General features: G+C 59.7%; 20 protein-coding genes. 11 read left to right on the top strand and 9 right to left on the bottom strand.

Going from position 1 to position 18,906, the window contains the following annotated elements:
* Window positions 1–30 precede the first annotated feature (30 nt).
* From GLP52_RS05765 to cysE, 9 genes are all read left to right on the top strand, one after another.
* Entirely contained in the window at window positions 31–471 is a 441-nt protein-coding gene (locus GLP52_RS05765; protein WP_093733083.1) for a phage major tail protein, TP901-1 family, read from the top strand.
* A gap of 2 nt (window positions 472–473) precedes the next feature.
* A complete protein-coding gene (locus GLP52_RS05760) occupies window positions 474–788 on the top strand; it encodes a gene transfer agent family protein (protein ID WP_093733082.1) in 315 nt (104 codons plus the stop codon).
* Window positions 785–1,018, top strand: a complete 234-nt coding sequence (locus GLP52_RS05755) for a rcc01693 family protein (RefSeq protein WP_237271815.1) — start codon at window positions 785–787, stop codon at window positions 1,016–1,018. The genes GLP52_RS05760 and GLP52_RS05755 overlap by 4 nt, the downstream gene beginning before the upstream one ends.
* Window positions 1,018–1,677, top strand: a complete 660-nt coding sequence (locus GLP52_RS05750) for a phage tail tape measure protein (RefSeq protein WP_093733080.1) — start codon at window positions 1,018–1,020, stop codon at window positions 1,675–1,677. Before GLP52_RS05755 ends, GLP52_RS05750 begins: the two co-directional genes overlap by 1 nt.
* Before the next feature lie 12 nt (window positions 1,678–1,689).
* A complete protein-coding gene (locus tag GLP52_RS05745; protein ID WP_093733079.1) occupies window positions 1,690–2,322 on the top strand; it encodes a DUF2460 domain-containing protein in 633 nt (210 codons plus the stop codon).
* On the top strand, window positions 2,319–3,209 hold the full coding sequence (locus GLP52_RS05740; protein ID WP_093733078.1) for a DUF2163 domain-containing protein: 891 nt from the start codon (window positions 2,319–2,321) through the stop codon (window positions 3,207–3,209). Before GLP52_RS05745 ends, GLP52_RS05740 begins: the two co-directional genes overlap by 4 nt.
* Window positions 3,206–3,652 carry an NlpC/P60 family protein gene (locus GLP52_RS05735; RefSeq protein WP_093733077.1) on the top strand — a complete coding sequence of 149 codons (447 nt, stop codon included), beginning with the start codon at window positions 3,206–3,208 and terminating at the stop codon, window positions 3,650–3,652. Before GLP52_RS05740 ends, GLP52_RS05735 begins: the two co-directional genes overlap by 4 nt.
* Window positions 3,652–7,584 carry a baseplate multidomain protein megatron gene (locus GLP52_RS05730; RefSeq protein ID WP_237271814.1) on the top strand — a complete coding sequence of 1,311 codons (3,933 nt, stop codon included), beginning with the start codon at window positions 3,652–3,654 and terminating at the stop codon, window positions 7,582–7,584. The genes GLP52_RS05735 and GLP52_RS05730 overlap by 1 nt, the downstream gene beginning before the upstream one ends.
* A gap of 84 nt (window positions 7,585–7,668) precedes the next feature.
* Window positions 7,669–8,490 (top strand): serine O-acetyltransferase, encoded by an 822-nt coding sequence (gene cysE, locus GLP52_RS05725; RefSeq protein WP_093733075.1) that lies wholly within the window; start codon window positions 7,669–7,671, stop codon window positions 8,488–8,490.
* A gap of 142 nt (window positions 8,491–8,632) precedes the next feature.
* Here the strand turns inward: cysE and GLP52_RS05720 are convergent, their stop codons facing one another.
* The 5 genes from GLP52_RS05720 to GLP52_RS05700 all read right to left on the bottom strand — a co-directional run bounded on the left by GLP52_RS05720 (window position 8,633) and on the right by GLP52_RS05700 (window position 14,244).
* Window positions 8,633–9,973, bottom strand: a complete 1,341-nt coding sequence (locus tag GLP52_RS05720) for a pyruvate dehydrogenase complex dihydrolipoamide acetyltransferase (RefSeq protein ID WP_093733074.1) — start codon at window positions 9,971–9,973, stop codon at window positions 8,633–8,635.
* Between the two features lie 12 nt (window positions 9,974–9,985).
* Window positions 9,986–11,383, bottom strand: a complete 1,398-nt coding sequence (locus tag GLP52_RS05715) for a pyruvate dehydrogenase complex E1 component subunit beta (protein WP_093733073.1) — start codon at window positions 11,381–11,383, stop codon at window positions 9,986–9,988.
* A gap of 3 nt (window positions 11,384–11,386) precedes the next feature.
* Complete coding sequence (gene pdhA / locus GLP52_RS05710; RefSeq protein WP_093733072.1) at window positions 11,387–12,397, bottom strand: pyruvate dehydrogenase (acetyl-transferring) E1 component subunit alpha; 1,011 nt, start codon at window positions 12,395–12,397, stop codon at window positions 11,387–11,389.
* Between the two features lie 177 nt (window positions 12,398–12,574).
* Window positions 12,575–12,874 carry an FtsB family cell division protein gene (locus tag GLP52_RS05705; protein WP_093733071.1) on the bottom strand — a complete coding sequence of 100 codons (300 nt, stop codon included), beginning with the start codon at window positions 12,872–12,874 and terminating at the stop codon, window positions 12,575–12,577.
* A gap of 176 nt (window positions 12,875–13,050) precedes the next feature.
* Entirely contained in the window at window positions 13,051–14,244 is a 1,194-nt protein-coding gene (locus tag GLP52_RS05700) for a phosphoglycerate kinase (RefSeq protein ID WP_237271813.1), read from the bottom strand.
* Window positions 14,245–14,374: 130 nt separating this feature from the next.
* Between GLP52_RS05700 and GLP52_RS05695 the strand changes: the two genes are divergently transcribed.
* Both GLP52_RS05695 and GLP52_RS05690 read left to right on the top strand, forming a co-directional pair.
* On the top strand, window positions 14,375–14,881 hold the full coding sequence (locus tag GLP52_RS05695) for a peptidylprolyl isomerase (RefSeq protein WP_093733069.1): 507 nt from the start codon (window positions 14,375–14,377) through the stop codon (window positions 14,879–14,881).
* Complete coding sequence (locus tag GLP52_RS05690; protein WP_093733068.1) at window positions 14,874–15,428, top strand: peptidylprolyl isomerase; 555 nt, start codon at window positions 14,874–14,876, stop codon at window positions 15,426–15,428. Before GLP52_RS05695 ends, GLP52_RS05690 begins: the two co-directional genes overlap by 8 nt.
* Window positions 15,429–15,569: 141 nt before the next feature.
* On the opposite strand, the gene GLP52_RS05685 is transcribed toward GLP52_RS05690, so the two are convergent.
* From GLP52_RS05685 to GLP52_RS05670, 4 genes are all read right to left on the bottom strand, one after another.
* On the bottom strand, window positions 15,570–16,070 hold the full coding sequence (locus GLP52_RS05685; protein WP_093733067.1) for a bactofilin family protein: 501 nt from the start codon (window positions 16,068–16,070) through the stop codon (window positions 15,570–15,572).
* Window positions 16,060–17,388: a M23 family metallopeptidase gene (locus GLP52_RS05680; RefSeq protein WP_093733066.1), complete on the bottom strand. Its 1,329-nt coding sequence runs from the start codon at window positions 17,386–17,388 to the stop codon at window positions 16,060–16,062. Before GLP52_RS05680 ends, GLP52_RS05685 begins: the two co-directional genes overlap by 11 nt.
* Before the next feature lie 190 nt (window positions 17,389–17,578).
* Window positions 17,579–18,388, bottom strand: a complete 810-nt coding sequence (locus GLP52_RS05675) for a ferritin-like domain-containing protein (protein ID WP_237271812.1) — start codon at window positions 18,386–18,388, stop codon at window positions 17,579–17,581.
* A complete protein-coding gene (locus tag GLP52_RS05670; RefSeq protein ID WP_093733064.1) occupies window positions 18,385–18,846 on the bottom strand; it encodes a peroxiredoxin in 462 nt (153 codons plus the stop codon). Before GLP52_RS05670 ends, GLP52_RS05675 begins: the two co-directional genes overlap by 4 nt.
* Window positions 18,847–18,906: the final 60 nt, after the last annotated feature.

The following is an 18,906-nucleotide window of genomic DNA, read 5'->3' as shown; positions in this document are numbered from 1 at the left end:
GATTTTCAGAAAATTATCAGGAGAATGGATATGGCTGTTCAAGCGGGCAAAGACCTTTTGGTCAAGGTGGATATGACGAGCGATGGTCAGTTCGAGACGATCGCGGGGCTGCGTGCCACGCGGGTGAGCTTTAACGCGGAGCCGGTTGAAGTGACCTCGCTTGACAGCGAGGGGGGCTGGCGGGAGCTGCTGGCGGGCGCGGGTGTCCGTTCTGCCGCGATCAGCGGGTCGGGCGTGTTTCGCGATGCGGGCACAGATGAACGCGCGCGGCAGTTGTTTTTTGACGGGCTGACGCCGGATTTTCAGATCGTGATCCCCAGTTTCGGTATTATCGAGGGGCCATTCCAGGTGGCGGCCATTGAATATGGCGGGTCGCTCAATGGGGAGGCGACCTATGAGCTGAGCCTGCAATCCGCGGGGCAATTGAGCTTTACCGCCGATACTGACGATGCACCGCAGGGCGGGGTCTGATCATGGTGAACCGGTGGCGAGGGGATGTGGTGCTGGTGGTGAATGGTCAGCGGCGCGTGGCGCGGTTGACCCTTGGGGCCCTGGCCGAGCTGGAGGACGCGCTGGAAGAGCCGTCGCTGGTGGCTTTGGTTGAGCGGTTCGAGGGTAATCGGTTCAGCAGTCGGGATGTGCTGTTGCTGCTGGCCGCGGGGCTGCGTGCAGGGGGCACCGAGGTGAGCGCCGAAACGCTGGCGCAGGCCGAGATCGAGGGCGGGCCGGTTGCCGCCTCTCAGGCCGCCGCAGAGCTTTTGGCGCGTGCCTTTGTCGTGCCGGTATGAGCCTGCCGCCAAAGAGGATCACGACAGAGACCGCGCGCGGGATGGGCTGGGCCGCGCTTATGCGAGCGGGGCTGAGAGGATTGACGCTGACGCCCGACGCCTTTTGGGCGCTCACGCCGGCAGAGCTTCAGCTGATGCTGGGGAGCGAGGCGGGGCGGGCTCCGCTGTTGGGGGATGGGCTGGCGGCTTTGATGGCGGCTTATCCCGATAGGGAGAGAGAGGAAGAATGATGGCACAGAATGATACATTCGACGGGCTAGAGGATGGCGCAGAGCGGTTGAATGATACGCTTGGCGCGACGGCCACGCTGGTAGCAGGTTTCGATACCGAACTGCGCCGTATGCGCAGTGCATTGGCCGCGACGGGCAAGGATGTCGCCACGCTGGAAAAAGGGCTGAGCCGAGGGTTGCGCAAGGCATTTGATGGTGTCGCGTTTGACGGGATGAAACTGTCGGATGCCCTGTCCACCGTGGCGCGTTCGATGGTGAACACGACCTATAACGCAGCGATGAAGCCGGTCACCGATCACGTCGGGGGGCTGATCAGTCAAGGCGTGGGATCACTGATGCAGGGGATACTGCCCTTTGCTGATGGGGCACCGTTTTCTCAAGGACGTGTGATGCCTTTCGCCCAAGGGGGGATTGTCAGCACCGCCACGGGCTTTGGCATGCGCGGGGGGATGGGGCTAATGGGCGAAGCAGGGCCGGAAGCGATTATGCCGTTGGCGCGGGGTCCGGACGGTAAGCTGGGTGTCAAAGGGGGCGCGAGCGGCGGGACGACCGTGGTCATGAACATCACCACCCCTGATGTGCAGGGGTTCCAACGCAGTCAAAGCCAGATCGCCGCACAGCTGAGCCGCGCGCTGAACGCTGGCAACCGTAACCGCTAGGGGAGCAAGCCCATGAATTTTCACGATGTCAGATTTCCACCTAGCCTGAGCTTTGGATCCCTTGGGGGGCCGCAACGCCGTACCGATGTGGTGACGCTCGCCAACGGGTATGAGGAGCGCAACACTCCCTGGGCCCATTCACGCCGTGTGTATGATGCGGGGCTGGGAATGCGCTCTATCGATGATGTCCAAGCGCTCACGGGGTTCTTTGAGGCGCGTATGGGACAGATGTATGGGTTTCGCTGGAAAGACTGGGCGGACTTTAAATCCTGTGCGTCCTCTGTCGGTGTTGCGTTCGAGGATCAGAGCCTTGGCTTCGGGGATGGTGTGCGCACGGACTATCAACTGGTCAAGACCTATAGTTCGGGCGGGCATAGCTATCTCAGACCGATCACCAAGCCGGTTGCCGGAACCGTGCGCTTGGGGATAGAGCAGGACGCCCTGCAAGAGGGGAGCGACTATGACGTTGATCTGAGCACCGGCATCATTCGTTTCGCCCATGCGCCGGATCCTGAGATGCAGTTGTCGGCGGGGTTCGAATTCGACGTGCCTGTCCGCTTTGACACGGATCGCATTCTGGTCAGCGTTGCTAGTTTTCAGGCGGGGCAGGTGCCGGATGTGCCTGTGATCGAGGTGCGGGTATGAGCGGGGCGGATAAGAGTGCGTTGTTGGCACATGCGCGGACGGGACTGACGACGCTGTGCTATGCTTGGGCGATCCAGCGGCGAGACGGTGTGACTTTGGCCTTCACCGATCACGACCGGCCGCTGGCCTTTGACGGGCTGGCGTTTCGAGCGGACAGCGGTTTGAGCGCGGGGGCTTTGGCGCAGAGCACGGGGTTGTCGGTGGATAATACAGAGGCGCTGGGCGCGCTGAGCCATGACGCAATCCGCGAGGACGAAATTGAGCAGGGGCGCTTTGACGGGGCGGACGTGCGGTGCTGGCGGGTGAACTGGGCCGATGTGACCGCGCGATGCGTGATCTTTCGGGGCAGTATCGGCGAGATGCAGCGCGCCGGTGGGGCCTTTCGGGCGGAGCTGCGCGGGCTGACCGAGGCGCTGAACCGGCCTATGGGGCGGGTGTTTCAGAAGCCCTGCACGGCGGTGCTGGGGGATGCGGCCTGCGGGTTCGATCTAGCGACAGCGGGCTATGCGGTGACCTTGGCCGCAAAGGACCATGACGACGGGCGGGTGTTTCGCTGGGATGGCATCGGCGGGTTTGAGGATGGGTGGTTCGCGCGAGGGCGGCTTGAGGTGCTAGACGGCCCCGCGGCAGGGCTGTGGGGGATCATCAAACACGACCGCGCTTTAAACGGTCAGCGCGAGGTCGAACTGTGGGAGCCGATACGCGGTATGATCGCCAGCGGGCATCAGCTACGACTGACCGCTGGGTGCGACAAACGCCAAGCGACCTGTCGGTTGAAATTCAACAACTTGCTGAACTTTCGGGGTTTTCCAGATCTGCCGAGCACAGACTGGATGATGGCGGTGCCGAAATCCTCGGGCAGCAATACTGGGGGATCACTGCGATGAACGCGCGTGGGGCATCCGTGGTCGTAGCAGCGCGGGGATGGATCGGTACACCCTATGTGCATCAGGCGGCGCGCAAGGGGGCGGGCTGCGACTGTCTGGGTCTGTTGCGCGGCGTCTGGCTAGAGGTGGTGGGGCAGGAGCCCGAGGCGATCCCTGCCTATTCGATGGATTGGTCCGAACCGCAGGGCGAGGAGCGCCTATGGCAGGCCGCGTTGCGCCACCTGTCGGCGAAATCCCTGACCGATGAAGCCCCCGGCGATGTGCTGCTTTTTCGCATGCGCAGCGGGGCGGTGGCGAAACATTTCGGCATAGCGACAAAGGTCGGCCCGCAGGCGCGCTTTATCCATGCCTACAGCGGTCACGGGGTTACTGAAAGCCCCCTGAGCCAGCCGTGGCGCAGGCGCATTGTAGCACGTTTTGAATTTCCGGCGGAGGCGATCTGATGGCGACGATACTTCTTTCAACGGCAGGTGCCGCGATTGGCGGATCGGTCGGGGGGACGCTCGCGGGGCTTTCTTCGGTCGCGGTGGGGCGTGCGGTGGGTGCGACCCTTGGGCGCGTGATCGACCAGCGCCTGTTGGGACAAGGGGCGCAGGCGGTAGAGACCGGCAAGGTTGACCGGTTTCGGGTGACGCAAGCGGGCGAGGGCGCGGCTGTACCGCAGGTCTTTGGCCGGATGCGGGTTGGGGGGCAGGTGATCTGGGCCTCGGATTTTGCCGAAACGACGACGGTAACGGGCGGCGGTGGCGGCAAAGGGGCCCCTTCGACACCCCAAACGACTGAATACAGCTATAGCGTCAGCCTAGCGATTGCGCTGTGCGAGGGCGAAATTACCAGCGTTGGCCGGATTTGGGCCGATGGGGAGGAAATCTCGGTCCAAGCGCTAAATATAGCGGTCTATCGCGGGACGGGCGATCAACTGCCCGACCCGACGATTGCCGCAATCGAGGGCGCGGATGATGTACCAGCCTATCGCGGGACGGCCTATGTCGTGATGGAGAACCTCGCGCTTGGACAGTTCGGCAACCGTGTGCCGCAGTTCTCGTTCGAGGTGCTGCGCGCCGAAGAACCCGGCGCGCCCGACGCCGAGATCAGCGTCACACACGGCGTCAAAGGGGTCGCGCTGATCCCCGGCACGGGTGAATACGCCTTGGCCACGACGCCTGTGCAATACAGCGACAGTAAAGGCGGGCGGTGGAGCGCCAATGTCTCTACCCCTGACGGGCGCACGGATTTCGTCGCGTCGCTGGAGGACGTGACCCAGGAGCTACCGCAGCTGGCGGCCGCGTCGCTTGTTGTGTCGTGGTTCGGCAATGACCTTCGCTGCGGGGAATGCCGTGTGCGCCCAATGGTGGAAAGTGCGGTCATCGATGGCGAGAATATGCCATGGCAGGTGGCGGGGCTTGTCCGTGGCGACGCCGAAGTGATCGCCCGCGAGGACGACCGTCCCGTCTATGGTGGCACGCCGACGGATGCCTCTGTGATCGAGGCGATCCACGCGATGAACGCGGCGGGGAAGGCAGTGATGTTCTACCCGTTCATTCTGATGGACCAGCTTGACGGCAACACACTGCCCGATCCCTATAGCGACGCGGCCACACAGCCCAAACTACCGTGGCGTGGGCGGATCACGCTGGATAGGGCTCCGGGGCGGGCGGGCAGCACGGATGGGACACTGGCAGCGCACAATGAGGTGGCGCAGTTTTTCGGGACTGTCACGGCGGCTGATTTCTCGGTCGCGGGAGGGGAGGTAGTCTATACCGGCCCTCAGGAATGGTCGATGTCGCGGTTCATTCTGCATTACGCGGCACTGTGCAAAGCCGCCGGCGGGGTCGACGCGTTTTGTATCGGCACAGAGATGCGCGGGCTGACGCAAATCAGGGGGGCAGGTAACAGCTTTGTCGCGGTGCAGGCGTTTCGTGCCTTGGCCGCAGAGGCACGTACCCTGTTGGGGTCGGACACTAAGATCAGCTATGCCGCTGATTGGTCAGAATATTTTGGCTATCATCCTCAGGACGGCAGCGGCGATGTGTTCTTTCACCTTGATCCATTGTGGGCCGATGAAAACATCGATTTCATCGGTATCGACACCTACATGCCGTTGTCCGATTGGCGCGACGGTAGCGATCATCTGGACGCGCAGCACAGCGAGAGCATTTACGCGTTGAACTATCTGTCGGGGAATGTGGCGGGCGGCGAAGGGTTCGACTGGTTCTACCATTCGCCAGAGGCGCGCGCAGCGCAGATACGCACGCCGATCACAGACGGTGCATATGGGGAACCTTGGGTCTACCGATATAAGGACCTGCGCAGCTGGTGGGAGAACCTGCATCACGACCGAATTGGCGGCGTACGCGCGGCGGAACCGACTGGCTGGAAACCCGGGTCCAAGCCGATCTGGTTTACGGAATACGGCTGTGCTGCGGTGGACAAGGGGACAAACCAACCCAACAAGTTTCTCGACCTCAAAAGCTCGGAAAGCAGCTTACCACGGTATTCGACCGGCGCGCGGGATGAGTTGATGCAGATGCAATATCTGCGGGCCTTGGCGCGCCATTGGCGGGATGCAGAGAATAACCCCCTGTCGGCAGAATATGGTGGCCCGATGGTGGATATGACCCGCGCTTTTGTCTGGGCATGGGACACGCGGCCCTATCCGTTTTTTCCCAATAACCGCTCCTTGTGGAACGATGGTCAAAACTACGCACGCGGGCATTGGTTGAACGGGCGCAGCGCGGCGCTGCCGTTGTCAGAGTTGGTGGCGTCAATCTGCCGCCGTGCTGGCCTTAACGATTTTGATACCTCTGGGCTCTATGGCTATGTGCGCGGCTATGTTGTGGACGAAGTGGCCGATGCGCGCGCGGCATTGCAGCCGCTGATGCTGCGCTTTGGGTTTGATGTTGTGCAACGCGACGGCATGCTGCGTTTCATCATGCGGGATGGATTGGATGCCGTGCCACTGGCCCGTGAAGTGCTTGCTGTTTCGGGTGATCTGGAGGCACCGGTGGAACAGTCCCGAGAGGCAGAGGCAGAGCTGTTAGGCCGGATGCGTTTACGGTTTGTGCAGGCGGACGGAGATTACGATACGATCGCCGAAGAAGCGGTCTTGCCTGACGATGCGACCCATGCGGTGGCGACGTCGGAGCTTAATATGGCGCTCACCCGGGCGGAGGGACACCAGACAGCCGAACGCTGGCTGACAGAGGCACGTGTTGCCCGGGAAGGTGTGCGTTTGGCGCTGCCGCCGTCGATGATGGCTGTCGGTGCGGGGGATGTGATCGTTGTGCCACCGGATGAGGGGGAAGGCGGGGGGCTGTACCGTGTGGATCGGGTCGAAACGGGAGAGTTAAGCCTGATTGATGCTGTCCGCATCGAGCCGGAGGTGTACGCCCCTGCACCGTTCGATGATGAGTTGATCGCGCTCAAGCCGTTTGTAGCACCCGTGCCGGTGCATTCGGTGTTTCTTGACCTGCCGCTGCTGCGCGGCGACGAGGTGCCACACGCGCCCTATTTTGCCGCGACAGCGCGGCAATGGCCGGGGAATGTTGCGGTCTATGCGTCGCGTGGAGCATTGAATTTCAGACTGAACACGGTGGTGCCTTTACGTGCGACGATGGGTGTGACGCACAATGATTTGCTGCGGGCGCGCCCTGGGATTCTGGATCGGGGGAGGGCGTTGCAGGTAACGCTGTCGAGCGGCGGCCTGGAGAGTATCGAACCCGACGATCTGCTGGGTGGGGGCAATCTGGCTGCCATCGGAGACGGCACCGCCGACCGGTGGGAGGTGTTCCAGTTCACCACTGCCGAATTGATCGCACCGCAGACATATCTGCTGCGCGACCGACTGCGGGGGCAGGCGGGATCGGATGGGCTAATGCCAGAGGTGTGGCCTTCGGGCTCGCAGTTTGTTCTGCTCAATTCGGTACCGCGTCAGATCGAGCTTGGCCCGAACCTGCTGCGGATCGCACAGACCTATCGCATTGGCCCCGCAGCCCGACCGCTGGATGATCCGAGCTACGTTCAAAAAAACGAGAGCTTTAATGGTAACGGGCTGCGCCCATACCGTCCCTGTCATTTGAGGGTGGAGGTCGAGGCGGGGGAAATGACCTTTAACTGGGTGCGACGGACGCGACTTAATGGTGACCAGTGGTCGACATTCGATCTGCCTATCGGAGAGGAAAGCGAGCAATATCAGGTGCGTATTATTCAAAACGGCGCGGTGCTGCGCGAAGAAACCGTCGATAGCCCCCGATGGACCTATCCCGAGTCATCGCGGTTGGACGATGGGGGGACGGGGCTGGCTTTGATCAGTGTCACGCAGGTATCGGCATTGTACGGAGCGGGTCCGGCACTGTTCGGTAAGATCAATTTGTGATAACCTGTCAGTATTAACAGGCGGCTTTGCGTTTGGCACTCGGGTGGAACCTGCTATAGCGTGAGGTCAAAGAAGGATGGTTTCATGGCAAATGCACGCACAAATATCGCCTCGGTTGATCCGGTTTGGGATCAAATCCAGACAGAAGCCCAAAACGCGGTACGCGACGAGCCGCTGATCGGCGGCTTTGTGCACGCTACGATCCTGCACCACAAATCTATTGAAAAAGCACTGTCCTACCGCATCGCGGCCAAGCTGGCGTCGAACGAGATGTCGATGATGGTGGTGCACGAAATGGTCGAACAAGCTTTTGCCAACGACCCTGATCTGATCAAGGCCGCGCGCGCTGATCTGGTGGCAATTTACGAACGTGACCCCGCCTGCCACCGGCTGTTGCAACCGATCCTGTATTTCAAAGGGTACCAGGCCGTGCAGGCCTATCGCGTAGGCCATCACTTGTGGAAACAGGGTAAACGGGATCTGGCCTATTTCGTGCAGATGCGGGTGAGCGAGATTTTCGGCGTTGATATTCACCCTGCCGCGACCATCGGCAAGGGGATCATGATCGACCACGCGCACTCCGTCGTGATCGGCGAAACAGCGGTGGTGGGCGACAACGTGTCGATGCTGCACTCGGTCACTCTGGGCGGGACCGGAAAGGAAGAACAGGACCGGCACCCGAAGATTGGCAATGGCGTTTTGATTGGCGCGGGCGCAAAGGTGTTGGGCAATATCACTATTGGGCATTGCTCGCGCATCGCGGCGGGGTCGGTCGTGCTGGAATCCGTACCGCCTTGTAAAACCGTGGCGGGCATCCCCGCACGTGTGGTGGGCGAGGCGGGCTGCGATCAACCGTCGGTTCTGATGGACCACATGCTTGGACCGCAGGGCGACATTAATATGTAATTCAAGGGGCTTGGGGCCGCGCGCACCTTCGTCACGATGTGAAAAGGCCGGACCTGACAAGCGGTCCGGCCCTTTTTTGCTGTGAGGCGGGGGGCTGTCTGCCCCCCGACCCCCGAGGATTTAACCCCATTTGGAAGCGGCGTTAAGCCAGCATCGTCAGGGGGTTTTCAAGGTTGTCCTTGATCGCGCTAAGCAGTTGTGCGCCCAAGGCACCGTCGATGACGCGGTGATCGACAGACAGGGTGACCGACATGACTGTGGCAACGGCGAGTTCACCGTCCTTGCCAACGACGGGTTTCTTGACGCCCGCCCCGACTGCCAAAATCGCACCATGGGGCGGGTTGATGACTGCGTCGAAGTTGTCGATCCCAAACATGCCGAGGTTCGAGATGGCGAAGCTGCCCCCTTGATATTCATGCGGCGCAAGCTTGCGGTCGCGTGCACGGGCAGCGAGGTCTTTCATCTCGGCCGAGAGGGTCGAGAGCGATTTCATCTCGGCGTCTTTCAATACCGGGGTAAACAGGCCGCCTTCGATGGCCACAGCAACCGCGACATCCGAGGGCTTGAGCTTGAGGATCCGGTCGCCGGCCCAGACCGCATTGGCGTCGGACACGGTTTGTAGCGCCAGAGCACAGGCCTTGATGATGAAGTCATTGACCGACAGCTTCACGTCGCGTGCTTCGAGCTGTTTGTTAAGCTCGCCTCGGAACTTCAGCAGCGCGTCGAGTTCAATGTCGCGGCGCAGGTAGAAATGCGGGATCGACTGTTTGGCTTCGGTCAGCCGCGCGGCGATGGTCTTGCGCATACCGTTGAGGGAGATTTCCTCGAAGTCGCGGCCTTCGTACATTTTCATCACAGCGTCGGCAGAAGGGCCGGCGGCAGGGGCCGCTTTGGCCGCGGGTGCGCTGGTGGTATCCGTGCTTTCGGCCGGTTTGGCCTTGGCGCTACCGGCGGATGCTGCCTCCACATCTGCCTTGATGATGCGACCATGCGGGCCAGAGCCGGAGAGTTCGGTCAGGTCCACGCCTTTATCTGCCGCGATGCGACGGGCCAGTGGTGTCACAAACAGCCGTTTTCCGTCATTGCCCTTGGGCACGGCCGGGGAGGATTTGCCTGTGTCGTTGGCGTCGCTTTCGCCGCGGCCATAACCTTTTTCAGGGGCCGCGTCCTGGTCGGGGGCGTCTTCCTTGGCGCTGTCCTTGGTGTCCGGGGCAGGGGCATCGATATCTGATGCCTCTTCGCCTTCTTCCAGCAACACGGCGATGGGGGTGTTCACCTTGACGCCTTCGCTGCCGTCACCGATCAGGATCTTGCCGATGGTGCCTTCGTCGACGGCTTCGAATTCCATCGTTGCCTTGTCGGTTTCAATCTCGCACAGGATATCACCGGAGGAGACGCTATCCCCTTCGGAAACAAGCCATTTCGCTAGCGTGCCTTCTTCCATCGTGGGGCTGAGGGCGGGCATGAGGATTTCTATGGGCATGTGGACCGCTCCTTACTTGTAGGTGACTTTTTTGACCGCCGCGATGACCTCGTCCGTGGTGACTAGCGCCAGTTTTTCGAGGTTTGCGGCATAGGGCATGGGCACATCTTTGCCGGTGCAGTTGATCACCGGCGCATCCAGATAGTCAAAGGCTTCCTGCATGATCACGCTAGAGATGTAGTTGCCGACGGAGCCTTGTGGCCAGCCCTCTTCGACGGTGACAAGGCGGTTTGTCTTCATCACCGATTTGATGATGCTGGCAGTGTCCATCGGCCGCAGGGTGCGCAGGTCGATGACTTCGGCGTCAATGCCTTCTTCGGCAAGTTTTTCAGCGGCTTCCAGAGCATAGGTCATGCCGATACCGAAGCTGACGATGGTGACATCCTTACCTTCGCGCCAGATACGGGCCTTGCCGAAGGGTACAGTGTAATCGTCGACATCCGGCACGTCGAAGGATTTGCCGTACATGATTTCATTCTCAAGGAAGACCACAGGGTTGGGGTCGCGGATGGCTGTTTTCATCAACCCTTTGGCGTCTGAGGCCGAATAGGGCATCACCACCTTGAGGCCGGGGATCTGCATATACCACGCAGCGTAATCTTGGCTGTGCTGCGCACCGACGCGGGCGGCGGCACCGTTTGGACCGCGGAAAACCATTGGGGCGCCCATCTGGCCGCCGGACATGTACAGTGTTTTCGCGGCAGAGTTCAGAATGTGGTCGATGGCCTGCATCGCAAAGTTCCAGGTCATGAATTCGACGATGGGGTGCAGCCCGCCAAAGGCGGCACCTACACCGATTCCGGCAAACCCGTGTTCGGTGATGGGCGTGTCGATGATCCGTTTCGCACCAAATTCGTCCAGCAACCCTTGCGAGATTTTATAGGCACCTTGGTACTCGGCGACTTCTTCACCCATGAGGAACACGTCGTCGTCGCGGCGCATTTCTTCGGCCATGGCGTCGCGCAGGGCCTCGCGTACGGTCTGCTGCTTGAGCTTGGTGCCTTCGGGCCAATCGGGTGTGTTGTCCGTTTCCGGGGCCTTGGGCGCAGCGGCGTCGGACTTGGCAGCCGCAAGGGCTTTGTCGGATTTGGCGTCGTCGCTTTCGTCGGCTTTCGCTTCTTTGCCGGGGGCAGCGCTGGATGCACTGTCGATGTCAGAAGCGTCTTCGCCTTCTTCGAGCAGGACGGCGATGGCGGTATTGACCTTGACGCCTTCGGTGCCGGCTTCGATCAGGATCTTGCCGATGGTGCCTTCGTCAACGGCTTCGAATTCCATCGTCGCTTTGTCTGTTTCGATTTCGGCCATGATGTCACCGGAGGACACGGTATCGCCCTCTTTGACCAGCCATTTGGCCAGTGTGCCTTCTTCCATCGTGGGGCTCAGTGCGGGCATGAGAATTTCGATTGCCATGGTTCAAGCCTCCTGTGGGACTTCGGTTGCGTAGATATCTGTCCAAAGCTCTTCGGCCGCCGGTTCGGGGCTTTCTTTGGCAAACTCGGCGCTTGCGTTAACGATTTCCTTGATCTCTTTGTCGATCGCTTTCAGATCGTCCTCGCTGGCGTGTTTGTGTTCCAGCAGAATGTTGCGGACCTGTTCGATGGGATCGCGTTCGTCGCGCATTTTCTGCACTTCTTCGCGGGTGCGGTATTTCGCAGGGTCCGACATCGAGTGTCCCCGATAGCGATATGTCTTGATTTCCAGAATATAGGGGCCGTCGCCCGAACGGCAGTGTTTCACCGCGCGTTCGCCTGCTTCCTTGACTGCAAGTACGTCCATGCCGTCCACCGCTTCGCCGGGAATGCCGAACGCTTTGCCGCGTTCCCAGATTTCAGCGCTGGAGGTGGAGCGTTGCTGCGAGGTGCCCATGGCATATTGGTTGTTTTCGATGATGAAGATCACCGGAAGTTTCCAAAGCGCCGCCATATTGAATGTCTCGTAGACCTGACCTTGGTTCGCGGCACCATCGCCGAAATAGGTAAAGGTAACGTTGTCATTGCCCTTGTACTTGTCGGCAAAGGCGATACCGGCCCCGAGGGGGACGTTCGCGCCCACAATGCCGTGGCCACCGTAGAATTTTTTCTCTTTCGAGAACATATGCATGGAGCCACCCTTGCCACGGGAATACCCGCCTTCGCGGCCCGTCAGCTCGGCCATCACGCCGTCCGGATTCATTCCGCAGGCCAGCATATGCCCGTGGTCGCGATAGGTGGTGATGCGGCTGTCGCCGTCCTTGGCCGAGGCCTCAAGCCCGACAACCACGGCTTCTTGCCCGATATAAAGGTGACAGAAGCCCCCGATCAGGCCCATGCCGTAGAGCTGGCCGGCTTTTTCTTCGAAGCGCCGGATCAACAGCATATCGCGATAATAGGCCTTAAGCTCTTCGGCGCTGGCATTTGTCTTCTTGGTCGGTTTCTGGGCAGCCATGGGGCAATTCCTCCGTACAGTTGTCCCGCGCACGCGCAAAGTAGTTTAGTGTTAAACTATCTCTTATCGGATTCGACGATTGTTGGCGAGAGACATTTGCCGCGTATGGTAAAGCCCTGCCGAAAAGGCGGCAAATCTAACGTATCGCGTAGGGGGCTGTTGAAGGTCGCGTCGCTATTAACGGATGACAATCTCGTCCGCGCGGATCATCCCCAGCACCTTGCGGGTTTGTTCATCCAGCAAATCTAGATCAAGATAATCGTCAGACAAGCGATGGGTCAGGTTTTCCATCCGCGCTACGTCAATCTGGACCTGAGCCAGCTGCACGCGCAGGTCCTGCGTCTCGGCTACGATTTCAGCACGACGGAACAGGCCAAAGTTGCCCTGAATCGCAGCGAAGGCGAAATAGAGGCTTAGCGCGAAGGCGATCGCGAAAAACAAAAGTGTGCCGAATGCGGGCTTGCTGCTGCGGTTCATATCTCTGCCTTTAATCGTCTCTTAATGGACGTTCCCCCAGTATGACACAGGTGATTCGCAAAGGGAATCCCTTGTCTTCCTATTGGTCGAAAACGGCTTAAATTTTTAAAGGGTGTTGTGCGTTACATATGAACCCCGGCAGCGGGCAGGATCACTGCCACCGCCGGGAAAGAACATCAGGCGTCCAGCGCCGCGACGCCGGGCAGGACCTTGCCCTCCATCCATTCAAGGAAAGCCCCGCCGGCGGTGGAGATATAGGTGAAGTCATCGGCAGCACCCGCCTGGTTTAAGGCCGCGACAGTATCGCCCCCCCCCGCGACGGAGATCAACGCGCCGTCCTGCGTCAGCGTTGCTGCGGCTTTAGCTGCGGCGACCGTTGCGGTGTCAAAGGGCGAAATTTCGAAAGCACCCATCGGGCCATTCCAGATGAGCGTCTTCAACCCGCTAAAGGCGTCCTTGATCAGGGCGACCGTCTTTGGGCCTGCATCCAGAACCATCTGGTCAGGTTCCAGTACAGTTTCCGCCCCAAGGGCAATCGTATCATGCGCGGCACCGGCGGCGAATTCACGCGCGACAAGGCCATCGACGGGCAGTAGAACGCGGCAACCGGCCTTTTCAGCTTGGGCCATGATGTCCTTGGCAGTGTCGTAGAAATCGGGCTCTGACAGGGACTTGCCCAAATCTGCCCCCTGCGCGCCCAAAAACGTATTGGCCATGCCGCCGCCGATCACCAAAAGATCCAGCCGGTTGACGAGGTTTTCCAGCAGCTCGATCTTGGTTGATACTTTCGCACCGCCAACCACCGCGCCTACGGGGCGTTTGGGCGTCGCCAAAGCGGCCTCGAGCGCGGAAAGCTCGGCTTGCATCAAGCGGCCTGCGCAGGATGGCAACAGCCGTGCCACGCCTTCGGTGGACGCATGGGCACGGTGCGCGGCGGAAAACGCGTCGTTGCAATAGATGTCACCCAAAGCGGCGAGCCGTTTGGCGAATTCAGGATCGTTCTCTGTCTCGCCAGGGTAAAAGCGAATGTTTTCAAGCAACAAAACATCGGCAGCGTTGATTTCTTCGGTGCCGGTTTCGGCTGCTTCCAGTGTTTCGGCCAGCACAACCTTGCGTCCCAAAGCGGCCTCGAGCGCGGGGAGCACGACACGTAGGCTTAGGTCTTGCACACGCTTGCCTTTGGGGCGACCAAAATGGGCGAGCAAAACGGGCGTGCCGCCTTGGGTCAGAATATCGCGCAGGGTGGGCACGATCCGCTGGATGCGGGTGTCGTCCGTGACCTTGCCGTCTTCAACCGGCACGTTGATATCCACGCGCACCAGAACCCGCTTGCCGCGCAGGTCCATGTCGTCCAATGCTTTCCAGCCCATCTTGTCCCTCGTGTAGATCCACAATCCCGTCGTGTTTTGCCGTTATTGCCGTCAGGGTCAATGGACCCGCTTGGCAATTGCGCTTGCACGCCCTAGGTAATTGCCAACGAAATTCTAAAAGGAGACCGGCATGGCCGAGATCAAAGACCCCGAAAACACGATCCTCATGGAGCTTAAGGGCGGGACTGTCACCATTCAGCTTTTACCCGACATCGCCCCCAAACATGTCGAGCGTATGAAAGAACTGGCCCGGGCCGGTAAATACGACAACGTGGCCTTTCACCGTGTGATCGAAGGGTTCATGGCGCAGACCGGCGACGTGGCAAACGGCAACATGGAAGAAAACTTTAACCTGCGCGCAGCAGGGACAGGCGGGTCCGACTTGCCGAACCTGCCGGCAGAGTTTTCGAAAGTGCCGCACGCCCGTGGCAGCATTGGGGCCGCGCGTTCCGCAAATCCGGACAGCGCCAACAGCCAGTTTTTCATCAACTTCAAGGACAACGACTTCCTGAACGGTCAATACACCGTTTACGGTCAGGTCATTTCCGGGATGGAACATGTCGATGCGATCACCCGTGGTGAACCGGCCGCGAACCCTGACCGCATGATCAGCGTCAAGGTTGCTGCAGATGCGTAATTTGTTTGCAGCAGGCATTGCCTCGGCCCTGATGGCAGGGGCGGCTTTCGCGGATGGTCTTGCGATCACCGTGGATGGCGAAGCCCAAGGCACGATTAAAATCGATCTGGCCGAAGACGTGGCCCCCGCGCATGTCGCCCGCTTGAAAGAGCTGGCGACATCCGGTGCCTATGATGGTGTGGTGTTCCACCGCGTGATCGACGGGTTCATGGCGCAGACCGGTGATGTCGAGTTCGGCAAGGCCGGCGGCGACACAGGCCGTGCGGGTATGGGCGGATCAGATCTGCCAGACCTGCCCGCTGAATTCTCGGACATCGCTTTTGACCGTGGCGTTGTTGGCATGGCACGCAGCCAAAGCCCTGACTCTGCGAACTCGCAGTTCTTCATCATGTTTGACCAAGGGCACTTCCTGAACGGGCAATATACCGTTGTGGGCAAGGTGACCGAAGGGTTGGACGTGCTGGACGCGATCAAGCGTGGAACCGGCGGCAACGGGGCCGTCAGCGGAACGCCTGATCGTATGGTCGAGGTCAAAGTCACCGAATAATCATAGCGTCGGGCAGGGGCGTTCGCGCCTTTGCCCCGCTTTGACCGCTTTGCGCTTAGGCCGCCAAAGGTGTTGAGTTGAAAACGAAAAAGGGCGTCGCACCAATGCGACGCCCTTTTTAATTCATCACCCTTTGTCCGATCAGGACGCGGGGTTTGGCTTTTGGGCCGGTGCGGATTTCGCGCCGGGGTTCAGCGGATCGTCTTGACGCTGAACGGAGCCTTCGAAATGCGCACCGGATTCGATGGCGATGGTTTTATGGATGATGTCACCTTCGACGCGGGCGGTGGATGTCAGACGCACTTTCAGGCCACGCACGCGGCCCACGATACGGCCGTTGATGACAACGTCATCGGCAATCACTTCGCCTTTGATGGTCGCTGTTTCGCCGATGGTCAGCAGGTGGGCGCGAATATCGCCTTCCACGGTGCCTTCGACTTGGATGTCGCCGGTCGTTTTCAGGTTGCCGGTGATGTGCAGATCAGAGGAAAGCACGGAGGCAGGTGGTTTTGCCTTGGGCGCGCTGGCCTTGAATTCGCTTTGCTTTGGGGCAGCCGGTGCAGAGTGTGACGGTGCAGCAGTGCTGGACGTGTCTGCGTCGGACTTATGAGCGGGATCATTGATTTTGCTTTTAGAAAACATCGTTTGCAGCCTTGATAAAGATCATTGGATTTACAGCCTTACCACCGACACGGACTTCGTAATGCAGGTGGACGCCAGTAGACCGTCCTGATGTTCCCATATCACCTATCCGCTGTCCGCGCGATACCCTTTGGCCGACTTTTACGCGCAATTTGGATTGGTGCGCGTAACGTGTCTCGACCCCGAATTCATGTTGAATTTTAACCAACCGCCCATATCCCGAGCTCCAGCCGGCGTGGGTGACGACGCCCTCGGCTGTCGCGTAAATAGGCGTGCCCATACCCGCAGCAAAGTCGGTTCCGCTGTGCATTCTGCGCCCGCCCGTCTTTGGATCCCGGCGATAGCCATACGGGCTGCTGAACCGGAAAGACGACTTGAGCGGGCCCGCAAAGGGCGCCTTTTGCGCGGCAATGCGGTACATATTCAGCTTGTCCATCTGGCTTAGCAGCCGGTTGGCACGCAGCGTATCCGGAGAAGGAACCTCCCCCCGTGTGGAGAAGCTGAGGGGCATGAGCGGGCCGCCTTGACCGGAATAACCGCGCCGCACCGTCGCCAGCATGCGGTCGGTGGGCATGCCGGCGCTGCGGAACATCTTGTCCAGCGGGGCAACAGACACGGTCATGGCTTCTTCGAGTTGGCGGAAAATCGCGTCGTTCTGATCGCGCATCAAAGCCAGTTTCTGGGTCAGCTCGTCTGCCTGGATCAAGGCGTCCTGCGCGTCGATCACCACTTGATCCCGCTCTGCGGCCGTACGCTCGAGCGCCTCGGCAAGCAGTGAAATCGGAGCAGAAGATACATTCGCCTTTGTTGTCGTCTTGCCGTCGCCCGCAGCGGCCCCTTCGAGTTCGGCCACCTGAGTGCGCGCGGCCTCACGGTCTTTCATGGTATCCCGCAGGGTGCTCTGGATCACTTCGATGCCGGTTTCCAGCTCGCGGCGGCGGGTCTCGGATTGCAGCAGTTCTGATTGCATGACCGAAATCTGTTTGAGCGCGGCATTGAACCGTTCTTGCGCTGCCACGGCCTCTTCGGCGCGGCCGTTGCGCTGCGCCGAAAGATCACTGAGCCGCGCCTGATAGGTACGCTGATCACGCTTTGCTTGCTCGCGGAAGTTGCCCGACCCGATGCTGTCCATCAGAATCACCGCGGTTGCCACGATGGACCAGGCCACAAAGAGCGAGGCTGCGGAAAACACGAAAAGCTGGGTAACGGGGCGCAACCGGATAAAACGTGTGTCGGAGTCGGATTTCAGAAAGACGCGGCGTTCCGGAAAGAAACGTTCGAGCGCCGCATTAAATTTGATCGCCAACCTTGTTCGCACGCGTGGTATCCTTGTTTCGTCCCAGTCACAGCACACCGGGCCCCCGCCGCGCGCTGATAGTCACCGGTAGTGCTTAGCCATCGGGTGCCCCTCGGGCAACCCTTCAGGCTTTTTGACCGGCGGTTAATGAAGCTTTAACGTTAAATTTGGCGATAAATTGCCGGTTCAAAGGTTTAGTGCGCGACGTTCATCAAAGATTTTCGGTCAGCGGCCAATAGAAATCTGGCGGAATTCCCGCCTCGGCACGCTTTTCTTCGTTGAAGGGCGGCTTGAGCGCGCCATGAAAATATTTGCGAACCAACCCGTGAAACGCTTCCTTTGGGTCCAATTCATGACGACCACAAAGGAAATGGAACCACTTTGATCCATAAGCCACATGTGCAACCTCTTCAGCATAGATCGTCTCAAGCGCTTCAACGGCCTGCTTGGCCTTCGCACTTTTGAACACCTGAATCATATTGGGGGTCACATCCAGCCCGCGCGCCTCTAAAACCATGGGTACAACAGCAAGGCGACCCATGAAGTCGTCCACCGTATCCTCTGCTGCGCGCCACATTCCTGCATGGGCGGGCAAGGCCCCATAGTGGCTATCCAATTCTTCAAGACAATCGCACATCAGGTTGAAATGTTTGGATTCATCGTCCGCGGCGTTGACCCAATCATCGTAAAACCCCATCGGCATTCTGATAGCGGTAAATCGCGCAATGATGTCCCAATGCAAATCAACCGCGTTCAGCTCGATGTGGGCGACAGCATGAAGCAAAGCGATCCGGCCCTCGGGTGAGCCGGGCTTGCGATGGGGCACATCGCGGGGCGATAGAAGTTCGGGCCTGTCGGGGCGGGCGGGACGCAGAGGCGGGTTTGATGTGCCAATCACCGGCGTTTCACCGGCAGCGCGCGCGGCACGCCATTCGGCGGCATATTGATGCGATAGCGCGGTTTTTTCGCGGCCATCGGCGGTGCGCAGCACATTCTCTGCCATTTGAGCCAGCGCAATCATAGCGCGCGTACCGCGTCCAGAACCTCTTCTACGTGGCCGGCGACTTTTACCTTGCGCCAGATGCGAGCAATATTTCCATTTGCATCAATCAGATAGGTCGCGCGTTCGATCCCCATGGATTTTTTGCCATACATGTTTTTCTCGACCCAGACGCCATAGGCTTCGGTCACGGCACCGTCGATATCCGCCAGCAACGGAACGGTCAGCGCATGTTTAGCTGCAAAGCGGTCGTGCTTTGCCATCGTATCGCGGGAAACGCCAAAAACAATGGCACCCGCATTCTCAAACGCTGGCAACTGCTCCGAAAAACCGATGGCTTCCTTTGTGCAGCCCGGTGTATTGTCGCGCGGATAAAAGTATAAAACCACAGCCTTGCCCCGCAGATCGGAGAGCGAAATTTCGCCACCGCCCGTAACAGGAAGCTTAAAGTCTGGTGCAGGTTGGGAAATCTCTGGCATGGGTTACTTTCTTATGTATTGGAAGCTTTTGTCTGCGCTGTCATACTAGTCGGGCTTGGC

Origin of the sequence: Sulfitobacter sp. M22 (assembly GCF_021736025.1) — a bacterium.
Lineage (GTDB): Bacteria > Pseudomonadota > Alphaproteobacteria > Rhodobacterales > Rhodobacteraceae > Sulfitobacter > Sulfitobacter litoralis.
Note: the sequence above shows the minus strand (reverse complement) of the source record. Positions and strands in the feature narration are given on the sequence as shown.